General features: G+C 63.1%; 20 protein-coding genes. 14 read left to right on the top strand and 6 right to left on the bottom strand.

All coding sequences use genetic code 11. The features are described 5' to 3' along the window. Positions 1–11 precede the first annotated feature (11 nt). Positions 12–1,298 carry an aminotransferase class V-fold PLP-dependent enzyme gene (locus RID42_13775; GenBank protein ID MEQ8248740.1) on the bottom strand — a complete coding sequence of 429 codons (1,287 nt, stop codon included), beginning with the start codon at positions 1,296–1,298 and terminating at the stop codon, positions 12–14. Positions 1,299–1,389: 91 nt separating this feature from the next. Here RID42_13775 and RID42_13780 point away from each other — a divergent pair, with 91 nt between their 5' ends. The 6 genes from RID42_13780 (at position 1,390) to RID42_13805 (ending at position 8,609) form a co-directional block, all read left to right on the top strand. Then, positions 1,390–3,552: an indolepyruvate ferredoxin oxidoreductase subunit alpha gene (locus RID42_13780; protein ID MEQ8248741.1), complete on the top strand. Its 2,163-nt coding sequence runs from the start codon at positions 1,390–1,392 to the stop codon at positions 3,550–3,552. 3 nt (positions 3,553–3,555) lie between these two features. Continuing rightward, on the top strand, positions 3,556–5,088 hold the full coding sequence (locus tag RID42_13785; protein ID MEQ8248742.1) for an indolepyruvate oxidoreductase subunit beta family protein: 1,533 nt from the start codon (positions 3,556–3,558) through the stop codon (positions 5,086–5,088). Beyond that, positions 5,088–5,711, top strand: coding sequence for an HAD-IA family hydrolase (locus tag RID42_13790; protein ID MEQ8248743.1), 624 nt, complete (start codon positions 5,088–5,090; stop codon positions 5,709–5,711). The genes RID42_13785 and RID42_13790 overlap by 1 nt, the downstream gene beginning before the upstream one ends. Positions 5,712–5,848: 137 nt before the next feature. Continuing rightward, positions 5,849–6,700 (top strand): tryptophan 2,3-dioxygenase, encoded by an 852-nt coding sequence (gene kynA / locus RID42_13795; protein ID MEQ8248744.1) that lies wholly within the window; start codon positions 5,849–5,851, stop codon positions 6,698–6,700. Next, a complete protein-coding gene (gene kynU / locus RID42_13800; protein MEQ8248745.1) occupies positions 6,697–7,938 on the top strand; it encodes a kynureninase in 1,242 nt (413 codons plus the stop codon). The genes kynA and kynU overlap by 4 nt, the downstream gene beginning before the upstream one ends. A gap of 47 nt (positions 7,939–7,985) precedes the next feature. Next, positions 7,986–8,609, top strand: coding sequence for a class I SAM-dependent methyltransferase (locus tag RID42_13805; protein MEQ8248746.1), 624 nt, complete (start codon positions 7,986–7,988; stop codon positions 8,607–8,609). Positions 8,610–8,624: 15 nt separating this feature from the next. On the opposite strand, the gene RID42_13810 is transcribed toward RID42_13805, so the two are convergent. Further along, positions 8,625–9,017, bottom strand: a complete 393-nt coding sequence (locus tag RID42_13810) for a RidA family protein (protein MEQ8248747.1) — start codon at positions 9,015–9,017, stop codon at positions 8,625–8,627. 70 nt (positions 9,018–9,087) lie between these two features. Between RID42_13810 and RID42_13815 the strand changes: the two genes are divergently transcribed. From RID42_13815 to RID42_13835, 5 genes are read left to right on the top strand one after another with little or no spacing between them, the layout of a single operon-like run. Then, positions 9,088–9,870 (top strand): SDR family NAD(P)-dependent oxidoreductase, encoded by a 783-nt coding sequence (locus RID42_13815; GenBank protein MEQ8248748.1) that lies wholly within the window; start codon positions 9,088–9,090, stop codon positions 9,868–9,870. Then, positions 9,867–10,388 carry a MarR family transcriptional regulator gene (locus RID42_13820; GenBank protein ID MEQ8248749.1) on the top strand — a complete coding sequence of 174 codons (522 nt, stop codon included), beginning with the start codon at positions 9,867–9,869 and terminating at the stop codon, positions 10,386–10,388. The genes RID42_13815 and RID42_13820 overlap by 4 nt, the downstream gene beginning before the upstream one ends. Further along, the gene (locus tag RID42_13825; GenBank protein MEQ8248750.1) at positions 10,385–11,203 is read left to right on the top strand and encodes an enoyl-CoA hydratase family protein; all 819 of its coding nucleotides are present in this window, start codon (positions 10,385–10,387) and stop codon (positions 11,201–11,203) included. Before RID42_13820 ends, RID42_13825 begins: the two co-directional genes overlap by 4 nt. Beyond that, a complete protein-coding gene (locus tag RID42_13830; GenBank protein ID MEQ8248751.1) occupies positions 11,203–12,387 on the top strand; it encodes an acyl-CoA dehydrogenase family protein in 1,185 nt (394 codons plus the stop codon). Before RID42_13825 ends, RID42_13830 begins: the two co-directional genes overlap by 1 nt. Beyond that, on the top strand, positions 12,384–14,657 hold the full coding sequence (locus RID42_13835) for a bifunctional salicylyl-CoA 5-hydroxylase/oxidoreductase (GenBank protein ID MEQ8248752.1): 2,274 nt from the start codon (positions 12,384–12,386) through the stop codon (positions 14,655–14,657). Before RID42_13830 ends, RID42_13835 begins: the two co-directional genes overlap by 4 nt. Before the next feature lie 10 nt (positions 14,658–14,667). Here the strand turns inward: RID42_13835 and RID42_13840 are convergent, their stop codons facing one another. Then, positions 14,668–15,402, bottom strand: coding sequence for a DUF4386 domain-containing protein (locus tag RID42_13840; protein ID MEQ8248753.1), 735 nt, complete (start codon positions 15,400–15,402; stop codon positions 14,668–14,670). A 96-nt stretch (positions 15,403–15,498) separates the two neighbouring features. On the opposite strand from RID42_13840, the gene RID42_13845 reads away from it, so the two are divergent. From RID42_13845 to RID42_13855, 3 genes are read left to right on the top strand one after another with little or no spacing between them, the layout of a single operon-like run. Next, positions 15,499–16,410 carry a LysR family transcriptional regulator gene (locus RID42_13845; protein MEQ8248754.1) on the top strand — a complete coding sequence of 304 codons (912 nt, stop codon included), beginning with the start codon at positions 15,499–15,501 and terminating at the stop codon, positions 16,408–16,410. Positions 16,411–16,424: 14 nt separating this feature from the next. After that, a complete protein-coding gene (locus RID42_13850; GenBank protein ID MEQ8248755.1) occupies positions 16,425–18,515 on the top strand; it encodes a 3-hydroxyacyl-CoA dehydrogenase NAD-binding domain-containing protein in 2,091 nt (696 codons plus the stop codon). Between the two features lie 59 nt (positions 18,516–18,574). Further along, the gene (locus RID42_13855) at positions 18,575–19,186 is read left to right on the top strand and encodes a glutathione S-transferase family protein (GenBank protein MEQ8248756.1); all 612 of its coding nucleotides are present in this window, start codon (positions 18,575–18,577) and stop codon (positions 19,184–19,186) included. Here the strand turns inward: RID42_13855 and RID42_13860 are convergent. The 3 genes from RID42_13860 to RID42_13870 are packed head-to-tail and all read right to left on the bottom strand — an operon-like array spanning position 19,183 to position 22,786. After that, positions 19,183–20,079, bottom strand: a complete 897-nt coding sequence (locus RID42_13860; GenBank protein MEQ8248757.1) for a carbamate kinase — start codon at positions 20,077–20,079, stop codon at positions 19,183–19,185. The genes RID42_13855 and RID42_13860 overlap by 4 nt on opposite strands. Continuing rightward, positions 20,076–21,383 carry a cyclic 2,3-diphosphoglycerate synthase gene (locus tag RID42_13865; protein ID MEQ8248758.1) on the bottom strand — a complete coding sequence of 436 codons (1,308 nt, stop codon included), beginning with the start codon at positions 21,381–21,383 and terminating at the stop codon, positions 20,076–20,078. Before RID42_13865 ends, RID42_13860 begins: the two co-directional genes overlap by 4 nt. 35 nt (positions 21,384–21,418) lie before the next feature. Continuing rightward, a complete protein-coding gene (locus RID42_13870; GenBank protein MEQ8248759.1) occupies positions 21,419–22,786 on the bottom strand; it encodes a sodium-dependent transporter in 1,368 nt (455 codons plus the stop codon). Positions 22,787–22,791 lie beyond the last annotated feature (5 nt).

A 22,791-nucleotide genomic window follows, 5' to 3' on the forward strand; every position in this document is an offset into this window, starting at 1 on the left:
CGCGACCGCTCTCACCGGGCGGCGCGAATCTCCGTCAGCGCACCCAAAAACTGCCTTACTTCATCGGGTGAGTTGTAGTGGCACATCGAGACGCGGAGGCAGTCGTCGATGCCCAGGGCGCCGAGGATGTGGCCGGAGTAACCGTCCGAGACGCGAGCGTGCACACGGATGCCGCGCTGGGCGAATTGCTGTACGAGATCGGGCGAGGTCATGCCGTCGAGGTTGAACGACACGATCCCCTCGCGGCCCTTGAGTGTGAGCGGGCCGATGATCTTGACGTCGCCGAAGGATTTGAGCCCCGGGGTCTTGGCATCGCCGTTGATAAGGAGGTCGATCAAGCCGGCTTCGTGGCGTTCCATCGCACCCGTGCCGGCCCGCATTGCAGCGTTACGGTCGGTGTCGTTGGTGAAGTGGCTGCCGAGCCAACAAAAGTAATCCACCACCTTAGACTGGGCCAAATAGAACGCCGGATCGCGCGACCCAAGCTCCCAGTCAGCGTTGGATTTGCCGAGCATATGCTCGTGCGGCACTTGGTGAATGCGGTCGTTGATCCAGGCAAAGCCGAGCGACAGGCGCGAGAACGCCTTGTAGGGCGAGAACACGTAGGCGTCCGCACCATAGGTCGCGACATCCATGGTGCCGTGGGGCGCGTGTTGAATCCCATCGACCACGATGTAGCAATCGGGCGCGACCGCGCGAATAGCCTTGGACACCGCCGCGAGATCGACGGTGAAGCCGGTCAGCATGCTGGTGTGGATGACGGTCGCGATGCGCGTGTCGGGCGTTACCGCCGCGGCGTAATCCGCGGCGCTGACCGTACCGCTAACGGGATCGAAGGGCACCTCGATCCACTCGCGGCCGGTGTTCTTGGCCCATTGTTGCGCCGAGTCGAGGCTCGCCGGGTGTTCCAACGTGCTGGAAATCACAGGGCCCGGCGGTGCTGCCATGGCGATGGAGCGAATCAGGCGGTACAGGAGGCGCGTTCCAGTCTCGCCGGAGATCACCTGCCCGCGGCCGTCGCCGAGCGCGGCCGACCCGAACATCAGATGCAGATCCTCGCGGCCGGCTTCGAGGATTTCGCTCAGGTACGCCGAGGCCGGGTTCTTGCGGCCCTCCTGATCGGGCAAGGCCTCGATCTCGGCATTGGCGGAAATTGCCTCCTTGAGTTTGAGCGAACCGCCGCCGTTCTCGAAAAACACCCGGGGCGCCTTGACGATTGGGCAGTAGTCCGTGTGGTGGAACTTGCTGCGTATCTCCTGCATCAACTCTGGTGAGAACAGTTCGGGGCGTGCGCCCATGGTCCCTCTCCGTGCGGCGGTTGTGGCCTTCGGGGTCGGATCATATATCATCGCCGCGCGAGCGATACGCGATAACGAGGAAACCGACCCGATGGCCGAACGGTCGTTCAAGAAGGAAGTCGAAGCACTTCGCCTGGGCGCCGGCGACACCTTCCACGGCGAGGGCATCTTGGCGGTGACCAAGGCCCTGCTTGAGGCTGGCGTGTCATACGTCGGCGGCTATCAGGGCGCACCGGTTTCGCACATGATGGATGTGCTGGAGGACGCTCAACCGATCCTCGACGAACTCGGCGTGCACTACGAGGGCAATGCCAGCGAGGCTGCGGCCGCCGCGATGCTGGGCGCGTCGATCAATTATCCAATGCGCGGCGCGGTAACGTGGAAATCGACCGTCGGCACAAACGTTGCTTCGGATGCGCTGTCGAACCTCGCATCGGCGGGAGTCAAGGGCGGCGCGTTGATCATCCTCGGCGAGGACTACGGCGACGGTGCTAGCATCATCCAAGAACGCACCCATGCGTTCGCGATGAAGTCGCAAATGTGGCTGCTCGACCCGCGCCCCAACCTGCCGACCATCACGCGCATGGTCGAAAAGGGATTCGAACTGAGCGAAGCCAGCAGTACGCCGGTGATGTTGGAACTGCGCATCCGCGCGTGCCATGTCCACGGCAGTTTCGAAACCCGAGACAACGTCTCGCCTGCGATCTCGCGCAAACAACTGCTGCAAAGCGCCGACTTCGATTTCGACCGCATCTGCCTGCCCCCGTCGACCTACATCCAGGAACGCCTGAAGATCGACGTGCGAATGCCGGCGGCAATCGACTACATCCGCGATCAACGCCTGAACGAAGTCTTTGAAGGCGATCTCGAAGACCTCGGGATCGTCATGCAGGGCGGAATGTACAATTCGGTTATGCGCTCGCTCGCGCAACTCGGACTTGCCGACGCCTTCGGCGCGTCGCGCATTCCGCTCTACGTCCTCAACGTCACCTACCCCTTGGTGCCGGACGAAGTGTCGCACTTTTGCGCGGGAAAACGGGCCATCCTGGTGGTCGAGGAAGGCCAACCGGACTATCTGGAACAAGCGATTCACGCTGTCCTGCGCCGCGCCGACGTGAACACAAAACTACACGGCAAAGACGTTTTGCCGATGGCAGGCGAATACACCGGCGAGGTGATGCTGCGCGGCATCGCCAAGTTCACCGAAGTGGTCGGCCATGCAACCGCGGCGTTCGACGCCGCCGCGCCAACCATCGACCGACTGGATCAAACAAAGCGCCGCGCCCGCGAAATTCTCGGCCAACCCGTGCCTGCGCGGCCACCCGGTTTCTGTGTCGGTTGTCCAGAGCGGCCGGTGTTCTCGGCGATGAAGCTCGCGAAGAAGGAACTTGGCGAGTTCCACGTCGCCTCGGACATCGGCTGTCATACTTTTTCAACCCTGGCACCGTTCAACATCGGCAACACGGTCTTGGGCTACGGCCTGTCGCTCGCGTCCTCGACTGCGCTCGGCCCCAACTTCGACAAGCGGGTGGTCAGCGTCATGGGCGACGGCGGCCTTTGGCACAACGGCTTGACCTCAGGGGTCGCCGAAGCCGTTTTCAACAAAAGCGACGGCGTGTTGATCGTGATGGACAACGGCTACACCTCGGCCACCGGAGCCCAGCACATTCCGTCAAGCCGGGCGGCCGAACGTGATACCGGCCACGACCGGGTATCGATCGAAGACACGCTCCGCGGCTTCGGCGTCAAATGGGTGCGCACCGTGCGGACCTACGGTGTCGAGAAGATGATGGACACGCTGAAAGAGGCAATCACGACGAAAGAAAAAGGCCTCAAGGTAATCGTCGCGGCGGGCGAGTGCATGTTGGCCGTGCAGCGCCGCCTGCGTCCGGTGAACCGCGACAAGATCGAACGCGGCGACCGAGTCGTACAGCCGCGCTTCGGCGTCGACGACGAGGTCTGCACCGGCGACCACTCCTGCATCCGGCTGTCCGGGTGCCCCTCCCTCACGATCAAACCCAATCCCGATCCGCTGCGCGACGACCCGGTAGCCCATGTCGACAACAACTGCGTCGGCTGCGGGGTCTGCGGCGAGGTCGCCCATGCTGCGGTGCTGTGCCCGTCGTTTTACAAAGCCGAGATCGTCCATAACCCGACCTTCCTCGATCGTACGTTGTTCGCCGTCCGCGGCGCGGTCATCGGGGCATTGCAGCGCATCGGCGCCGAGCGGTCGGCGCCGGCGCCCGCGGAATAGCGCGTGGGCACGCAAGACCTCCGTCCCCTTTGCCTGCTGATCGGCGCCCTTGGCGGCGAAGGCGGCGGCGTGCTGGCCGACTGGCTGACAGAGGCAGCGACCGCCGAAGACTATCCGGTGCAGCGAACATCCGTACCGGGTGTGGCCCAGCGCACAGGCGCGACCACCTACTACCTCGAAATTCTGCCCACGAAGCGCGGCGACCTTGGCGACCGGCAACCGGTATTCGCGCTGTTTCCAAATCCCGGTACCTTGGACCTCGTCGTCGCGACCGAAATTCTGGAGGCCGGACGGGCGATGGAGCGCGGTTTCGTGACGCCCGAGCGCACGACGTTAATCGCCTCGACCCATCGCATATTCGCTATTGCCGAGAAGAGCGTCCCCGCCGACGGGCGCTACGATTCGGACCGCATTGCCGCCGCCGCGAAGGAACTGGCCAAGCAACCGATCCTGTTCGATATCGCCGCGCTGAGCCGCGAAAAGCGGGTGTCGCTCAACGCGGTCCTACTCGGCACGATCGCGGGCGCAGGTGTGTTGCCGTTCGACGATGACGTTTACCGGCACGCGGTGCGCGCAGCCGGCAAGGCTGTCACGGAGAACCTCAAGGGGTTCGATATCGGGCTAGCTGCCGTGCGCAAACCGCCTCCCGCCGCGACACCCTCCCTGAAGCGGGGAACGACCCAGGTCTCCCCGCTGACCGCTCGTGCGCAGGACACGCTGCCCGCGGAACTCCATGAAATCGCGCGCGAGGCATTGCCTCGATTGACCCGGTTTCAAAACAAGGCCTATGCCCTTCGCTGGGTCGACCGTACTCGCGATCTTGCCGCCGCCGAACAACGGGTTGGAATTGCACCGGGCACCGTGTCCTCCGATGCGGCAAAGCAACTCGCGGTGTGGATGAGCTTTGAGGACATCGTTCGGGTAGCCGAGGTCAAGTCGCGCGGCGCACGGCGCGGCCAACTGATGCGGGACATCGGCGCGGCGCCCGGCCAGGTCGTACGTGTCACCGAATTTCTGAAACCGGGGATCCCCGAGTGGGCCGACATGATGCCGCCGGGACTTGGCAAGCGCGTGCGGGGCTGGGCGGCGCGGCGCGGCAGTACAATGAACATCGGATTGCGCATTCGCTCGGACACCGTCCTTGGCTACCTCGCGCTCTTTTTTCTCGCCCGGCTACGCTGGTGGCGACCGCACACGCTACGTTTTGCCGAAGAGAACGCGGACATTGCGACGTGGCTCACCGCGATCGAAAACGCGCTAACAAAGGACGTCGCGCTGGCACGCGAGATCGCCGAGCTGCCGCGCCTGCGCAAGGGCTACGGCGAGACTCGCGAACGCGGTGTCGGCAAGTATCTTCGCGTCATGGAGGAAATCGTAGCGCCCTGGCTTGCCGGGACGCCCCCCAACGGCGCCGCCGCCGTCCTCAAGTCACTTCGTCTACAAGCGATGGCCGATGCCGACGACGGGAAATTCGCGACGTTGTTCCAAAAGACCCTCGACGAGACAAACGACAACCTAAAGGCTGCGGCGGAGTAGTGACGGTCGTTCTATTCGACCTCGGGAATGTGCTGATCGAGGTTGCCGGCTACCGCGTACTCGGCGAGTGGCTTGGCGAGCCCGACCATGAGAAGGTCGTCGAACACTGGCTTGCCTCACCCGCAGTGCAACTATTCGAGCGCGGCGCCTGTACGCCAGAAGCGTTCGCTGCGGCGATCATCGCCGCCTACCGCCTCGACCTGACAGCCGATGCGTTCCTCCACGTCTTCGCCAGTTGGCCGCAGGGACTATCGCCCGGCGCAGCCGACCTCGTCGATGCCGTAAGCCGCCGCGCCACCACGGCCTGCCTTAGCAACTCCAACGTCATTCATTGGAACGGGCAAAGGGATCACGACCGTATCCGTGGCCTGTTCGCCTACGCGTTCTCCTCCCACGAGATCGGCCATGTGAAGCCAGACCGCGCGGCTTTCGCACACGTGATCGACGCGCTGGGCGTGCCGCCCGACGAGGTCGTTTTCCTCGACGATGCGGCCTCGAACGTTGCTGCAGCAAGCTCTATGGGCATGCGCGCCCATCGTGTGGTTGGGGTAGACCAAGCTCGTTCGGTATTGACGGCGCTGGGTTTGGTTTCCCCAACATTATCCCAGTCGGCGCGGCGCTAGGCCGCCAGAGAAAGACGAGCCGACCCTAAGTGCGAAAGGTTCGTGCTGGTCGACCGACATCTAGGCACGAAGCCGTGATATGGTGTCGGCGCAGCATTCATCGAAACTAACCTTTTGGCGATTTGGCCCGAAACGACATGGCCCAGAACAGAGACCTCACTCACCAACGGCTCGCCGATGAGGCTTTTCATACCGACTTCGGTAAAGGAATGGCCTACGGCGACTATCTCGACCTCGGACGTTTGCTTGCAGCACAGAACCTACGCTCGACCGCGCACGACGAAATGCTGTTCATCGTCATGCACCAATGCAGCGAATTGTGGATGAAGTTGATGATCCACGAACTCGGCGCGGCGGTCGCGCACCTACGCAACGATTCGCTGCGACCGGCATTCAAAATGACGGCGCGCGTCAGCCAAATTCAAGAACAGCTTACCCAGTCGTGGGGCATCCTCGCGACGATGACGCCGACCGATTATTTGACCTTCCGCGATACGTTGGGCGCAGCGTCGGGGTTCCAGTCGTTTCAGTACAGGACGCTAGAATTCATGATGGGCAACAAGGATCGCAAATACCTCGCGCCCCATAAGGACCGGCCCGAATGGCACGATGCACTCAAGGCCGTCCTGGAAGCGCCGAGCCTCTACGACGAAACCATCGGCCTCCTGGCCCGCAAGGGCTTTGCGATCGACCCGAGCGAAGTGAACCGCGACTGGAGCGAACCGCGCGACTCAAACGATAGCGTGCGCGCGGCCTGGGTCGAAATCTACAGCAACGCCGAAAAACACTGGGACCTATACGAATGGGCCGAAGAATTGGTCGATCTCGAAGATGCATTCCAGACTTGGCGGTTCCGGCACCGCACCACCGTCGAGCGCATCATCGGCCACAAGCGAGGCACCGGCGGGACCAGCGGCGTGGGATACCTCAAACGCGCGCTCGAGATACGCTTCTTTCCTGAACTGTGGGACGCACGGACCGACCTATGAGTGTGGCAACCCTCGACGACTGCGCCGCGCGCGACGCGGCCGACCCCCTCGCCCGCCACCGCGACGCCTTCGTGTTGCCAGAAGAGGTGATCTATCTCGACGGCAATTCGCTTGGCGCCCTCCCCAAAACCGTTGCTGCCCGTCTCCAAAGTGCCGTTACCGAAGATTGGGGTCAGGGTTTGGTGCGAAGTTGGAACGATGCTGCCTGGATCGACCTGCCGGCAAAACTCGGCGCCAAGATCGCGCCGCTGATCGGTGCGGCGGCCAAGGATGTGATCGTCGCCGACAGCACCTCGGTCAACCTGTTCAAACTGCTGGTCGCCGCGCTGCGGCTGCGACCCGATCGCCGGACGATCCTGATGGAAGCGCGCGACTTTCCGACCGATCTGTACATTGCCCAGGGCGTAGCGGCGCTGATGGGCGACGGCTATAACTGCCGCATCGTACCGACTAAAGAACTCGCAGCGGCGATTGACGGGACGATTGCAGTAGTGGCGCTCACCCACGTCAACTTCAAGACTGGTGCGGTGCACGACATGGCAGGGTTGACCGCTCGCTCCCACCGGGCCGGCGCCCTGACGATCTGGGACCTGTGCCATACCGCCGGCGCACTGCCGGTCGACCTCGCGGGTGCGGACGTCGATTTCGCACTGGGATGTACCTATAAATACCTCAATGGCGGACCCGGTGCGCCGGCCTTCGTCTATGTACCTAAATCCCTTCAAGCCGAGTTCCATCAGCCGCTTACCGGATGGATGGGCCATGCCGATCCGTTTTCATTCGTTGACGACTACGCACCGGCCGACGGTATACGCCGTGCCTTGTCTGGAACGCCGACCATTCTGTCGATGGTCGCGCTCGATGCCGCGCTCGATGTGTGGGCCGATGTCGACATGACGGCGCTCCGCGCCAAGAGCGTCGCGCTGGGCGATCTGTTCATCCAACTGGTCGAAGCACGGTGCGCAGGGCAAGGATTCACACTTGCAAGCCCGCGTGACGGCACCCGCCGCGGCTCGCAGGTATCGTTTCGCCATCCTCACGGATATGCCGTGATGCAAGCGTTGATCGCGCGTGGCGTAATCGGCGATTTTCGTGCACCCGATATCGTGCGCTTCGGCTTTGCCCCGCTCTATATCGGTTACGTCGATGTGTGGCAGGCCGCCGACGCCCTGTTCGACATCATGGAAACGCGCGCCTGGGACACGCCCCGGTTCAAAACCAGGGCAGCGGTGACATAACCTATCGAAATGACGCTCTGCACCGTGAAGACCAAAGACCGCGACCGATGAGCCACTCCGCCAAATTTTGGAACCGCATGGCGGCTGGCTACGCGCGCCGCCCCGTTGCAGACGAAGCGAGCTATCAGAAGAAGCTCGCGATCACGCGCAGCTATCTGAAACCCGGCATGGCGGTTCTGGAGTTTGGCTGCGGGACCGGGTCGACGGCGATTACCCATGCGCCACACGTCGCGCACATCCATGCCATCGACATCTCGACGAACATGATCGAGATCGCGCGCCGCAAGGCCGCCGACGCCGGCGTTCGCAACGTCACATTCGAGTGCGCCACTTTGGACTCCTTTATGGCCCCCGCCGAGGCGTTCGATGTGGTTCTGGGCCTGAGCATCCTGCATTTGTTGCCCGACCGCCGCGGCACTATCGCCAAGGTTTACACAATGCTGAAGCCAGGCGGGATCTTCGTCAGCAGTACCATCTGCTTGGGCGATTCGATGAAATGGCTGCGGCCAATCGTGCCGGCAATCGCGTGGCTCTTCGGTTTAGTTCTGCGCTTTTTCACGTCGACCGAACTTCTGCACGAGATGAAGGATGCAGGTTTCAACATCGACCACGAATGGCGACCGGGCCCCAACAAGGCCGTGTTCATCATCGCGAAAAAGCCGGTTGCCTGAAACGCGTCGCGCCGCTCAGCGCGGCAGAATGGCGGTGGCCTCGATCTCGACTTTCGCGCCGGGTTCAACCAATTCGCTTACCGCGACGACCGCCATGACCGGAAAGATCTTGCCCAGCACCTCGCGGTAGACCGCGCCCACGTCGGCAACGCGAGACCGGTAGTCCGCGATATCGGTGACATACCAGGTTAGCCGCACCAGCGTTTCCGGACCGACGCCGGCGGTCGCCAGCACCGCGCGGATGTTGAGCAGCGCCTGGCGCAATTGATCCACGAAGTCAGGGCCGACCAACCGTTGGTCCGCGTCCCAACCGATTTGTCCTGCCACGACCAAGAACCGACCTTCGGCGACGATACCGTTGCTATAGCCGCGCGGTCGCGCCCACCCGTCGGGTTGTATGATTTCCACGGCGCTCTCGATTGCCAGCCTAGATAAACTATTTTAGGCTTAAAATAGTAACCGAGGAAAGGCGCTTGGCGTGAGCAAACCTTTGAGCGGCCAGCATGCGCTCGTAACCGGCGCCAGTCGTGGGATCGGTGCCGCGGTTGCCGCCGCGCTTGCGGATGCCGGCGCAACTCTATCGCTGACCGCCCGGGACGGCGACGCAGTACGCACGGTCGCGACCGACCTCTCCGCCGCCCATGGTGTCGCGGCGTACGGCTACGGCGCGGACGCGACCGACGAAAAACAAATCGCCGACATGCTCGCCTCGGCGACGGCGGAGCTCGGGGCACCGACGATCCTTGTGAACAACGCCGGCGGCGCCGAAAGCGCCCGCCTGCTCGACGAGAGCCGCGCGCAATGGGATCGGACGATTTTACTGAACCTGACTAGCACGTTCATTGCGATGCAGGCCGTTCTGCCGTCGATGCTCGCGGCAGGATACGGGCGGATCGTCAATATGGCATCGACCGCCGGGCTCAAGGGATACGCCTACGTTCCCTCCTATTGCGCGGCCAAACACGGCGTCATCGGGCTTACCCGTGCGGTCGCCCTCGACACCGCGCGCAAGGGCGTCACGGTCAACGCCGTTTGCCCGGGCTATACCGACACGCCGATGGTAGCAGATGCAATCGATCAAGCGGCGGCGGCATCCGGTCGGACCCGCGAAGAAACCGTCGCTGCGTTCACCGCCGCCAACCCGCAGCGACGCCTGATCGACCCGGCCGAGGTCGCCGCGACCGTTCTGTGGCTTGTGCTGCCCACATCGTCGTCCATTACCGGCCAATCCATCGCGGTTGCCGGCGGCGAGGTGATGTGAATATCGGCTTACCGCCCCAGGACTACGAGGCCGCTGCGGCGCAGGACGACACTCTGGATCTGCGGGTGTGGCTACGATTGCTTTCGTGCGCCAACATGATCGAAGCGGAAATCCGCCGCCGGTTACGGCGCGAATTCGGTGTGACCCTGCCGTGGTTCGACGCCGTGGCGCAGCTCTACCGCGAGGCCGACGGCCTTACGATGTCGGCCCTGTCGCGCCGCTTGATGGTGACCAACGGGAACGCCACAAGTTTGGTCGATCGGCTGGTCGCACAGGGTCACGCTACGCGCAAACCCGACCCCCAGGATCAGCGAGTCCAGCGCGTCCGCCTCACCCGCAAAGGCCGGGCCGCATTCGAGCGGATGCACCCGGCCCACAGACACTGGATTAGCGAGCTGATGGGTGGCACCGGTCAATCCGACCTCGGTCGCTTGCATGGCCTTCTCGCGACTCTCAAAGGGTCGATTGCACAATCGCTCGAGTCCGTTTCTTCCAACGCCGAAAGTCGCCCGACATGAACAGCTTCGATGCCGCTACCTTCCGCCCGCAGCACTTCGACTGGAATCTCGATGGCCAAGTTGCCACGATCACGTTGAACAGGCCCGAACGAAAGAACCCGCTCACCTTCGACAGCTACGCCGAGTTGCGCGATACCTTCCGTGCGCTGTCCGACAGCGAGGGCGTCCGTACCGTGGTCGTTACCGGCGCGGGCGGTAATTTTTCATCCGGCGGCGACGTGCACGAAATCATCGGCCCCCTAACCAAGATGGACATGCCGGCGCTGATGCGCTTCACCCGCATGACCGGCGACTTGGTCAAAGCAATGCGCGCCTGCCCGCAAGTGATCGTAGCCGCTGTCGACGGGATTTGCGCCGGTGCCGGCGCTTGCGTGACGATGGCGGCAGACCTGCGCTACGGCACCGAGCGCAGCAAGGTTGGCTTCCTTTTCGCGCGGGTGGGGTTGGCGGGGTGCGACATGGGCGCCTGCGCCATGCTACCGCGCATAATCGGTCACGGACGGGCGGCCGAACTGTTCTATTCGGGCCGGATGATGGCGGGCCAGCAGGCCCACGATTGGGGCTTCTTCAACGACCTTGTCGCCCCCGATGCCGTGCTTGGCTATGCCCAGGACAAAGCGCGCGAGATTGCCGAGGGTCCGTTCTTCGCCCATTCGATGACCAAGCGGATGATGGACCAGGAATGGTCGATGCCGCTCGGCGAGGCCATCGAACACGAAGCACAAGCCCAGGCCATCTGTATGCAGACGAACGACTTTACCCGCGCCTTCGAAGCCTTCGCCGCGAAACAATCCCCGGTGTTCGAGGGCAATTGATGGCCGACCGTACCTTTCTTACCTGGCCGTTCTTTGAGAACCGGCACCGTGACCTTGCCGATGCGCTCGAGCAGTGGGCTGGAGTGACGCTGACGGCCTTCGAGGAACGGGCTCACGTCGAAGCGACGGTGGCCGATGCTACGCGCGATCTCGTTACGGTGTTGGGCAAAGGCGGCTGGTTACGCTATGCCGTCCCTGCCCCTTACGGTGCGCTGGACGGACTCGACGTGCGCAGTTTGTGCCTCGTCCGCGAAACGCTGGCCCGCCACCTCGGGCTTGCCGACTTCGCGTTTGCCATGCAGGGGCTTGGGGCCGCGCCGGTCTCGTTGTTCGGCACATCGGACCAACAGGGCGACCTGCTGCCGGGGATCGCCGATGGAACCCGCATCGGTGCCTTCGCCCTGTCCGAACCGGAAGCCGGGTCGAACCCGGGCGACATGACCACCCAAGCGCAGCGCGAGGGCGACCATTACGTTCTTAACGGCGAAAAGACCTGGATTTCGAACGGTGGGATCGCGACGCAATATACCGTCTTCGCCCGCACTGGCGCGGCGGGGCCAAAAGGACTCTCCGCCTTCGTGGTGCCGGCCGACGCGCCGGGTCTGCGCCTCGCTGAAACGATTGCGATAATCGCGCCCCACCCGCTCGGCCGCCTCATCTTCGAAGACTGCCGCATCCCGGTCGAAAACCTGATCGGTAGCGAAGGCGACGGCTTCAAGATCGCGATGGCCACGCTGGACACCTTCCGCTCGACCGTGGGTGCCGCGGCGCTCGGGTTCGCACGGCGCGCCTTGGATGAAACCCTGACACGCGTAAAGGCGCGGCACATCGGGAACGTCGCGCTCGCCGACCACCAAATGACCCAGAGTCGGATCGCCGACATGGCCTTGGGTATCGATACCGCAGCGCTGTTGATCTACCGCGCAGCATGGACCAAGGATACGCAAGGTACGCGGATATCGCGCGAAGCCGCGATGGCAAAGCTGCACGCAACCGAAATCGCCCAGCAAGTGATCGACAGCGCGGTGCAGCTTCACGGCGGCCTTGGCGTGGTCAGCGGATCGCCCGTCGAAGTCCTCTACCGCGAAATCCGATCGCTACGGATCTACGAGGGCACCAGCGAGATACAGAAGTTGATTATCGCCCAACAGACGTTGCGCAACCATGAAGGCGCGGCGGCATGAAGATCGCGTGCATTGGCGGCGGCCCGGCCTCGCTTTACTTCTCCATCTTGATGAAGAAGGCGCGGCCTGACGCCGAAATCACCATCTACGAGCAGAACCCCGCCGACGTAACCTGGGGTTTCGGGGTCGTATTTTCGGATTCGACCATGGCCGGCTTCGGCGATGCGGACGATGAAACGCTGCACGACATCACCCAACAGTTTACCCATTGGGACGATATCGACATCCACTTCAAGGGCGAAGTCGTGCGTTCGACCGGACACGGGTTCGCGGGGCTCGCCCGCTTGAAGCTGTTGCAGATTCTCGCACAACGCGCGCGGCGCCTAGGGATAGACATTCGTTTCGACACCCGGGTCGAGTCCCTCGACGACCTCGGACCACTCGATTTGATCGTCGCCGGCGACGGTGTCAACAGCGCCATCCGCACCAAATATGCCGACGACTTTCAACCCGAAATCGCGATGCGGCCCAACAAGTTCATTTGGTTGGGCGCGAACAAACGGTTCGATGCGTTCAACTTTTACTTCAAGCGCAACGACCACGGCCTTTGGCGGGCGCATTGCTATCAATACGACCAGGGCACTTATGCCAACGGCAACGCCACCATCATTGTCGAGACGACGGAAGACACGTGGCGACGGGCCGGCCTTGAACACGTCGGCGAAGAAGAAAGCGTCGCCTTTTGCGAACACCTGTTCGAACGCGAACTCGATGGGGCATCCCTCATCAGCAACCGGTCGGAGTGGCGAACGTTCCCCGAACTGAGCAACAGGCACTGGTCGCGCGGCAATATCGTTCTGCTCGGCGATGCCCTCCATACCGCGCACTTCTCGATCGGTTCAGGCACCAAACTCGCAATGGAGGATGCGATCGCTTTGTCACAGGCGTTGACGCGGGCGGAGTCGGTAGCGTCGGGCTTGGCCGCGTTCGAAACCGGACGCCGTCCCGATGTCATCAGTCTTCAACGCGCAGCACGCGTCAGCATGAAATGGTTCGAGGAAACCGAACGCTATTACGACCGACTCGACCCGCCGCAATTCGCTTTCAGCCTGTTGACCCGATCCTTGCGCATCAACCACGAGAATCTGCGCAAACGCGACGCCAATTTCGTACGCAGTATCGATCACTGGTTCGCCGACCGCGCGGCACAGCAAAGCGGCGTCAATCTCGATACCGCGAAGCACATACCGCCAGCCTTTACCCCGTTCAAACTGCGCGACCTTGTTATTTCCAACCGGATCGCGGTCTCGCCGATGTGCATGTATTCAGCCATCGACGGCACCGTAAACGATTGGCACCTCGTCCATTTAGGCAGCCGCGCGGTAGGTGGCGCCGGATTGGTCATCGCCGAAATGACCGACGTCAGCCCGCAAGGACGCATCTCGCCGGGCTGTGCCGGGATGTACAAGGAAGAGCATGTCGGCGCCTGGCTCAAGGTGACCGACTTTGTCCACAGCCACAGCGCCTCGGCGATCGCGCTCCAACTCGGCCATGCCGGCCGTAAGGGCTCGACCAAATTGATTTGGGAGGGCGACACCGAGCCTTTAGATCGCGGCAACTGGGACCTCTTGTCACCATCGGCAATTCCCTATAGCGGCGCGAACCAGATCCCGCACGAAATGACCCCGGACGACATGACGACAGTCAGGAGCGATTTCGTTCGCGCGACTGAAATGGCCGACGCCGCCGGGTTCGACATGATCGAGCTGCACATGGCGCACGGCTATTTGCTGTCGAGCTTTCTGTCGCCGTTGGTCAACCAGCGCACAGACGCCTATGGCGGCTCGCTCGAAAACCGAATGCGCTATCCGCTGGAGGTCTTCATGGCGATCCGCGCGGTGTGGCCCGCCCACAAACCGATGTCCGTTCGGGTCTCCGGAACCGATTGGGCTCCTGGCGGAGCCACCCCAGACGATGCGGTCGAACTTGCCGCAGCGCTGAAGCGGATGGGCTGCGACATCGTCGACGTTTCCAGCGGCCAGGTCGTTGCCGACCAGCAACCGGAGTACGGCCGCCTCTACCAAACGCCGTTTGCGGACCGCATCCGCCTCGACGTGGACATGCCGACCATGACGGTCGGCAATATCCAGTCTTACGGCGACATCAACGCGATCCTCGCCGGGGGCAGGGCGGACATCTGCGTGCTGGCGCGGGCCCATCTGTTCGACCCCTACTACGCCCGGCACGCGGCGGCGGCGATGGGCTACGCCCTACCCCAGCCGCCGCAATACCGCTCCATCGAAGGCTGGACGCCGCGCCTCGGCGACTGACCCAGAACACCTAAGACGCCACGTGTTCCGCGCTGCGTCGCCGGCGCCACGGCACGAGGTCGACCCCCCGGAACAGCAACCACAAACAGAATGCGCTCTCGGCCACTAGCGGCACGACGTAGACTGGCGCAAAAGCGGGCGACGCGTCGGGCAGGAGAAATCTGATCGTACTGCCAACAAGATAGACGATACCCGCGGCTGCCATCAGGACGCCAAGACGGCGCGGTACGCCGCCTGCTACGAACAGCAGATATCCGACGAGAAGGCTATTGATGCCAAAGAACAAGAGCCCGAGATCGTACCCGTGGCTGTGTACGTTCAACAAATATAATGCCATCGCATTGAGCTGATCCGCTTCGAAGGCAACCAGCGTGTTCCCGCCATCCAAGATCATCAACGCCGCATAATGGTTCAACAGGTTGACGCCCAGTATCGAGGTCTGGATCAATCGGAACACCATCGCCAACAGCGCTAACGGTTGGCTGACAGGCCTGAGCAAAAGGTAGAGAAGCACGGCAAGCGCGACATCGCACAGGGCCATCACCGCATCGGCGGCGAAGCCGAGGCGAAAAAGGCCCGGCGCGGCAAGGATGTTCGCTGCAGTCGTGGCCGCATCGCCCGGCACGACAAGTGCGGCCCGGACAACACCTTCGCTGAAAACCCCGAAGACGATAATCGCCAGGTATAGGGCACCTGCCGTTCTGGTTTGCCCTTTGGGGAAGCGTGCTGGGAGACGGTTGGACATGGGGTCACTCCTCGTGTTGGTGGACGAGGACCTTCATACCCATGCACTCTTGTCAGGGTAATTGACTAAATCTGTACATTTGATATGCGTTTTCGTATGGATTGGCGATCGGTCAAATTCGATTGGAACCGGGCCCGGGCATTTCTCGTCACGGCCGAAGAGGGATCGTTGTCCGCGGCGGCGCGGGCTTTGGGCATGACTCAGCCGACGCTCGGCCGCCAGGTCGATGCCCTCGAACAGGAATTGGGAGTGGTCCTCTTTCAGCGAGCGGGCCGCGGCCTAGTGTTGACGCCTATCGGGCTCGACCTCCTGGAGCATGTCCGGTCGATGGGCGACGCCGCCGGCCGCTTGTCACTCACGGCGTCAGGACAGGCGCAATCCATCGAGGGGAGCGTCTGCATTACCGCCAGCGAAGCGATCGCTGCCTTCTCGCTCCCACCGATCGTCGAACGCCTGAGACGCGACGCGCCGGGAATCGAAATCGAACTGGTGGCCTCTAACACGCCAAGCGACTTGCGGCGCCGGGAGGCTGATATCGCCATTCGCAACTTCCGGCCAACGCAGCCGGACCTCGTCGCAAAAAAAGTGAGGGACGATGCGGTTAGGCTGTATGCGTCGCCCCTCTACATCGAGCGAGTAGGAGAACCGAAAACCGCTGACGACCTCGCCGCCGCGGATTTCATCGGATTCGACAGCACATCGGCGTTGCTCGATGCGCTCAACGCTCTTGGCCTCACCCTCCGACCGCGCAACTTCCCGGTCATCGCCGGCAGTCATTTGGTTCTGTGGGAACTCGTAAAACGGGGTGTGGGGATCGGCGTCATGCCAGAGGATATCGGCGATGCCGAACCTGCGGTGCGGCGGGTGTTGCCGTCACTTGATCCAATCGTTGTACCTATGTGGATTACCGCCCACCGCGAACTGAATACAAGCCGGCGCATTCGTATGGTATTCGATCTCCTGGCAGCCGAACTTGCTCGGCCCGCGATCGACCGCTTTACCCAATGAAATAGAGAGGCCGCATGAGCGATCCCGTGGTTACCTACCGTCGCGACGGCGCTATCGGCGTCATCACCGCCGACAATCCCCCGGTGAACGCGCTCGGTCATACGGTACGCGAAGGGTTGATGGCGGCGTTTGCGGAGGCCGAGGCCGATCCAGGGGCGAAGGCCCTCGTCATCGCCTGTGCCGGGCGGACATTTTTCGCCGGCGCCGATATTTCAGAATTCGGTAAGCCGTCCGTCCGTCCGGTCCTGGGCGAGGTCATCGACCGGCTGGAAAACTGCCCCAAGCCGGTCGTTGCGGCGCTGCACGGCACCGCTTTGGGAGGCGGTTTCGAGATCGCCCTGGGCTGCCACTACCGAGTTGCGGTGCAGAGCGCACAGGTCGGTCTACCTGAGGTCGGTCTCGGTATCATTCCCGGCGCCGGCGGAACCCAGCGCCTACCGCGGTTGATTGGCGTGCCTGCGGCCTTGGAGGTCATCATAGGCGGCAAACGGCTCCGCGCCGAGGCGGCCAGGGAGTTGGGCATCGTCGACGCGGTTGTCGCCGAACCGCTGACGGCGGCTGCGGTCGCCTTTGCAACCGACTTGGTGGCATCGAATAAGGGGCCGCGCCCGACGCGAGATGCGCCGGTAGCTGGCACCTCCGACGACATCGCAGCCGCGCGCAAACAACACACGCGGCGCTACCGCGGCTTCAATGCGCCCTTCCGCGCCATCGATGCGGTGGAAGCGAGCCTATCCCTGCCCTTCGATGAAGGGCTGAAAAAAGAACGCGCACTGTTCGAAGCGTGCAACGCCACGGTCGAAGCAAGAGCCTTGCAGTACGCCTTCTTCGCCGAACGTCAGGCCGCCAAGGTAAAGGACCTGCCAAAGGAAACACCGACGCGCGCAATCGGTCGCGCCGCCGTCGTGGGTGGCGGGACGATGGGCCGCGGCATTGCGATGGTGTTCGCCGACGCAGGTATTCCGGTGTCGCTGCTGGAAGTAACGCCCGACGCGCGCGACGCAGCTCTCGCCGCGATTGCCAAATCCTATGACGGCATGGTGGCACGCCACCGATTGTCGCGCGACGACGCCGACGCCCGGCTGGCGCGCCTGAACGGCACCACGGATTTTACCGACCTCGCCAACGCCGACCTCGTCGTCGAAGCGGTTTTCGAGGAAATGGCCGTCAAGAAGGACGTCCTCGCCAAACTCGATGCCGTTGTCGCGGACGACGCGATCTTAGCAACTAATACCTCCTACCTCGACGTGAACGAGATCGCGGCTGCTTCCAAAAACCCCGATCGGGTGCTGGGGATGCACTTCTTCAGTCCGGCCAACGTGATGAAGTTGCTGGAGGTGGTTCGCGGGGACAAGACTTCGCTTGGGGCGCTGGCCACGGCGATGCCGCTGGCCAAACGGCTTGGCAAGATTCCTGTGGTGTCCGGGGTGTGCCACGGTTTCATCGGCAATCGGATGCTCCAGGTTTATCAACGCGAAGCGAACCGCCTGCTGCAAGAGGGCGCAACAATCAGCCAAATCGACCGGGCGATCTTCGATTTCGGCTTACCGATGGGACCGTTCGCGGTGCGCGACCTGGCGGGGATCGATGTTGGGTGGCGGATGCGCAAGGCCTTTGGCATCGGCCGCGCGCAAGACTCTCGCTACTCCCGGGTGCCGGACCTGCTTTGCGAACATGGCCAGTTCGGACAAAAGACCGGCGTCGGATTCTACGTCTACGGCGACGAGCGCAAGGCCTCGGGCGAAAACCCGCTGGTCGCCGAGTTGGTGGCAGCGGAGGCGGACGAACTTGGCATCGCGCCGCGCGATATTGGCGACGACGAAATCGTCGAACGGTGTATCTTCGCGATGATCAACGAAGGCGCCAACCTGCTCGACGAAGGGATCGCCCAACGCCCCAGCGACATCGATATCGTGTGGCTCAATGGGTATGGCTTCCCTGCCTATCGTGGCGGCCCGATGTTCTATGCCGATACCGTCGGCGTCCCGGCGTTGGTCGAGGCGCTGGTTCGCTTGCAAGGCGCGCACGGCGAAGTATGGACGCCAGCGCCACTCCTCGCGCGCATCGCCGCCGAACGCGGGCGGCTCGCCGACCTCAACCGCTAGACGGCCCGCCGTCGAATCGCCTAGAAACGTGCACCGAAATTCACAATCAGGAGCGACCGATGAAACTTTATTTCACCCAACGCTCGCCGTTCGCGCGCAAGATTCGCATGCTTGCGCGGCTTACCGGACAAATCGGTGATATCTCGGAAATAGAAACGACCGTGCGCGATCCGAACGCGCCCGTTCTGGCCCACAACCCAACCGGCAAGGTGCCAACATTGGTGCTGGATGACGGCGCGGTCCTGTCCGAATCGCTGTTGATCACGACCTACCTGGAAGAACGTGCCGGCCCGCGCGCGCTCAACGGCACCGGTGCTGCGCGGTGGCAGGCATTTGGGTTCGATGGATTCGTCACCGCGACTGCGGATAACATCGCCTGGCTTTTTCGCGAGTTGTCTTTCAAGGAGGCCGGCAAACAATCGCCGACGTTCCTTGCCCTGGAACGCGGACGCGCGCAGCGCAACTTCGATGCCCTGGAGGCCGCGGTCGAAACCGATCTTGCCGCGCCCTTGCAAACCGGACACCTAACGGCCGCCACGATGTTTTCTTTCGTCGACCTGTTTTTGAAAGACGAAGAGGACTGGCGCACAAACCGCCCCAGCCTCAAAGCATGGTACGAACGTATGCAAGACCTTCCCGCATTCCAGGAAACCGCACCAGTCGCGTCCTAACCCCGCAGGATGGTACCCACCTCGCCCGCCAGCAATCCTTCGGCCTGACCGAGCGCGCCGATCGCGGCGAAGCGGCCGCCGCCGCTGACGAATCCGATCGCTGCGCCGACCTTCGGGCCCATCGCGCCGTCAGCCAACGCGAGGGGCGCCATCGCCTCCACTGTGGTTTCGTGTAGGAGCGCCTTGCGGGCCGGCCAATCGGCATAGACCCCAGGGACATCGGTGAGCAAGAGCAGCGCGTCGGCACCGAGTTGCAGCGCGAGCAGCGCCGAGGCGATGTCCTTGTCGATTACGGCGTCGATCCCATGCAATAGCCCCTTCTCGTCACGGACGACGGGAATGCCGCCACCGCCGACGCACACAACGATCGCGCCGGAGCGCACGAGAAAACCGATTTCCTCCGCCTCGATCACCTCGAGCGGGTGGGGCGACGGCACAACCCGACGAAAGCCGCCCCTGTCGGGCACGAACGGCCAGCCATGGGCGTCGCCCAGTGCCTTGGCCTCGTCCGCTCCGACGACCGGGCCTACCGGTTTGGACGGGTGCGCGAACGCCGGATCATCAGCGGCCACGACAACCCGGGTCAACACACCCAGCGTCGTGCGCCCGGGCAAACGATTGGTCAGTCCTTGTTCAATCGCATAGCCGAGCCAACCTTCGCTTTCTGCGCCCAGTACATCGAGCGGTGCCTTCGGCGCGTTCTCCGCGAGATACCCGATCTGGGGACCATTGCCGTGGGTGACAATCAGATCGTGCGTGCCGACGATCGGTGCCAGGGCATCCGCGGCGGCGGCGATCGATGCCGCCATATCGTCGGCGTCGAAGGGTTTGTCGGGGGGCGAGAGCGCATTGCCACCCAGCGCGGCGACAACCAGCGGACGGGCTTCGCTCACCCCAGGGCCCGGTCGCGCAGGAAGGCGTCCACGGCGTCGCCGAGCCCCGGCGAGTCGAGATCAGCGAAATCGTAGTGCGCCCGGACGACCGGTATCGACAGGTTCAAGTCCCGCGCTAGGTCGATCGGCGTTCCCGCGGCCACGACATCGGCTCCACTTCGATTGATTGTTTCCACCAAATCACGCACCTGGCCCGGACCATACCCCATCGCGGGCAGTACGTTTGCCAAATGTGGATTTGCATCGAACACCGCGCGCAACGATGCGGCGGCGTTGGTCCGTGGATCGACAATTTCGGCGGCACCGCCCGCCGTCGCGGCGACATATCCGGCGCCAAAGGGCATCCCGCCGTGGGTCAGTGTCGGACCGTCGTCGACGACCACGACCCGCTTGCCCCGCACGCCCTCTGGGTCCGACAGGCGGACCGGCGAACCGCCCCGGTAAAGCGGAACGCCGGGACGCAGCCGCAGGACGGCTTCCGATATGGCGGTCACGTCCGCAGGTGTCGCGGTATCGGCTTTGGCGAGAATCACCGCATCGGCGAGGTGCAGGTTGACCTCGCCCGGATAGTAGGCGGTCTCGTGGCCGGGGCGCAGCGCGTCGGTCAACACGATATGGAAATCCGGTCGGTAGAACGGGGTGTCGTTGTTGCCGCCGTCCCACAAAATAACGTCGCTCTCCTCTTCGGCGAGGGCAAGGATCGCGGCGTAGTCGACACCGGCGAATACCGTCATGCCACGCTCGACATAGGGTTCGTATTCCTCGCGCTCCTCGAGCGTACAGTCCGCGGAGTCCATGTCGGCGGCGCTGGCAAAGCGTTGAACCGCTTGTTTGGCGAGATCGCCGTAGGGCATGGGATGGCGTATTGCGGCCACTCGAATTCCCCGCGCGGCCAAACGTGCTGCAAGCCAGCGACTAACCTGGGATTTACCGCAACCGGTACGTACGGCGGTCACTGCGATCACCGGAACACGCGCGCGCAGCATCGTCGCCGTCGCGCTCGGCAGGACGAAGTTGGCCCCCATGCTCTGGCTGCGCGCGGCGGCATGCATGACGGTGGCATACGGAACGTCGCTGTAGGCAAAGACGACGTCGGTCACGTCATGCTCGCGGCAAATCGATTCAAGAGCGGATTCGGCTCGAATCGGAATGCCCGTCGGGTAGCGCGGACCTGCCAGCGCCGCCGGGTACACACGCTCCGCGATACCCGGAATCTGTGTCGCGGTGAACGCGATGACGGTGACGGTCGGGTCGGCGCGGAACAGCGTATTGAAGTTGTGAAAGTCGCGCCCGGCGGCGCCCATGATGACGATTCTGCGCTCTTGGCCCACGCCGACCGCTACAGAGTTGTCGCTGCGTTGATCATGACGGCAAGGATCAACGCGGGTGCCACCAAGCGCAACAGCCAGAGCCACACGACGTTGATCCACGCCCCGTCGATTTGCGCTTCGGGGACGACCCGCGGCCACAACCAACGCCACCCCACAAACACCGCGACCGCAACGCCGCCCAGGGGCAATAGGATATTCGACGCCACGAAGTCCATCGAATCGAGGATCCCCCGACCTTGCCAGGATATCTCCTCCCATACGCCGAACCCGAGCGAGGCGGGGACGCCGACGACAAACATCGCCGCGCCGATCGACGGGGCCGCTATTGTGCGCCGAATCCCGAGACGCCGTACAACGAAGGCGACCGGGACTTCGAGGATCGAGACCATCGAGGTGATCGCGCCTGCGACCAGAAGGGCAAAGAAGATCGGCGCCAATACCTTACCGATGGGAATACTGAGGAAAAGCTGAGGCAGGGTGATGAACGCGAGTTCCGGCCCGGCGGCGGGGTCGTGGCCAAAGGCGAAGACCGTCGTGAAAATGGCGACACCGGCAAAGACGGCAATCGCCGTGTCGCCGGCAACCACCGTCGCGGCCCCCCGGCCCAGATTCTCGCGCCGGCCCAGGTAACTGCCGTAGGTAATGAAAATCGACATGCCGATACCGAGCGAGAAGAACGCCTGCCCCATTGCGGCGAGATAGACCTCGGACCGCATCAGCGCGCTCCAGTCCGGGGTAAACAAAAATGCAAGACCAGCGCGGGATCCGGGCTGAAAGACGCCCCAGACCGCGAGCACGATTATCAGGAGCGCCAGAAGGGGCATCAGGATCTTGTTCGCGAGTTCGATGCCGCCGCGCACGCCGCGCATCACGATGACCACCGTCACCGCGACCATAGTGGCTTGCCATGCGATCGGCTCAAAGGTGCCGGCAATAAACTGCGCGAAGAAACCGCCGTAGCCCTGCGCCGCAGCCGTCCACAGGGAACCGTCCACCGATCCGACGAAATATTTGAGGGCCCAGCCCGCGACCACCGCGTAATAGGCGAGGATCAGAAAGGCTGCGACGACGCCGACGACACCAACCAGATGCCAGTGGCCCTTGGGTACGAGGATTGAAAAGGCCCCCACTGCGTCGCGCCGTGCCGCACGGCCGATCGCCAGTTCCGCCATGACGAGTGGCAGGCCGACCAAGATGACGGCTGCAAAATAGACGACCAAGAATGCGCCGCCGCCGTTCTCTCCCGCGACATACGAGAAACGCCAAATATTCCCGATGCCCGCCGCCGATCCGATGGTGGCAAGAATAAAGCCGAGACGGCTCCCCCACTCCTCGTGGGGCACGGAACGTGGCGGTTCGGGAGCTTGAGTCGACATACTGA

Source organism: Alphaproteobacteria bacterium, assembly GCA_040216735.1.
Lineage (GTDB): Bacteria > Pseudomonadota > Alphaproteobacteria > SHVP01 > SHVP01 > CALJDF01.

What these genes read in the sequence shown, in the direction of transcription:
- RID42_13845 (MEQ8248754.1), top strand. Translation starts at nt 15,499, where the DNA reads ATGGATTGGCGATCGGTCAAATTCGATTGGAACCGGGCCCGGGCATTT.
- RID42_13870 (MEQ8248759.1), bottom strand. Translation starts at nt 22,786, where the DNA reads ATGTCGACTCAAGCTCCCGAACCGCCACGTTCCGTGCCCCACGAGGAG.
- RID42_13805 (MEQ8248746.1), top strand. Translation starts at nt 7,986, where the DNA reads ATGAGCCACTCCGCCAAATTTTGGAACCGCATGGCGGCTGGCTACGCG.
- RID42_13775 (MEQ8248740.1), bottom strand. Translation starts at nt 1,298, where the DNA reads ATGGGCGCACGCCCCGAACTGTTCTCACCAGAGTTGATGCAGGAGATA.
- RID42_13855 (MEQ8248756.1), top strand. Translation starts at nt 18,575, where the DNA reads ATGAAACTTTATTTCACCCAACGCTCGCCGTTCGCGCGCAAGATTCGC.
- kynA (MEQ8248744.1), top strand. Translation starts at nt 5,849, where the DNA reads ATGGCCCAGAACAGAGACCTCACTCACCAACGGCTCGCCGATGAGGCT.
- RID42_13850 (MEQ8248755.1), top strand. Translation starts at nt 16,425, where the DNA reads ATGAGCGATCCCGTGGTTACCTACCGTCGCGACGGCGCTATCGGCGTC.
- RID42_13835 (MEQ8248752.1), top strand. Translation starts at nt 12,384, where the DNA reads ATGAAGATCGCGTGCATTGGCGGCGGCCCGGCCTCGCTTTACTTCTCC.
- RID42_13825 (MEQ8248750.1), top strand. Translation starts at nt 10,385, where the DNA reads ATGAACAGCTTCGATGCCGCTACCTTCCGCCCGCAGCACTTCGACTGG.
- RID42_13780 (MEQ8248741.1), top strand. Translation starts at nt 1,390, where the DNA reads ATGGCCGAACGGTCGTTCAAGAAGGAAGTCGAAGCACTTCGCCTGGGC.
- RID42_13865 (MEQ8248758.1), bottom strand. Translation starts at nt 21,383, where the DNA reads ATGGGCGCCGCCGGGCGCGACTTTCACAACTTCAATACGCTGTTCCGC.
- kynU (MEQ8248745.1), top strand. Translation starts at nt 6,697, where the DNA reads ATGAGTGTGGCAACCCTCGACGACTGCGCCGCGCGCGACGCGGCCGAC.
- RID42_13840 (MEQ8248753.1), bottom strand. Translation starts at nt 15,402, where the DNA reads ATGTCCAACCGTCTCCCAGCACGCTTCCCCAAAGGGCAAACCAGAACG.
- RID42_13830 (MEQ8248751.1), top strand. Translation starts at nt 11,203, where the DNA reads ATGGCCGACCGTACCTTTCTTACCTGGCCGTTCTTTGAGAACCGGCAC.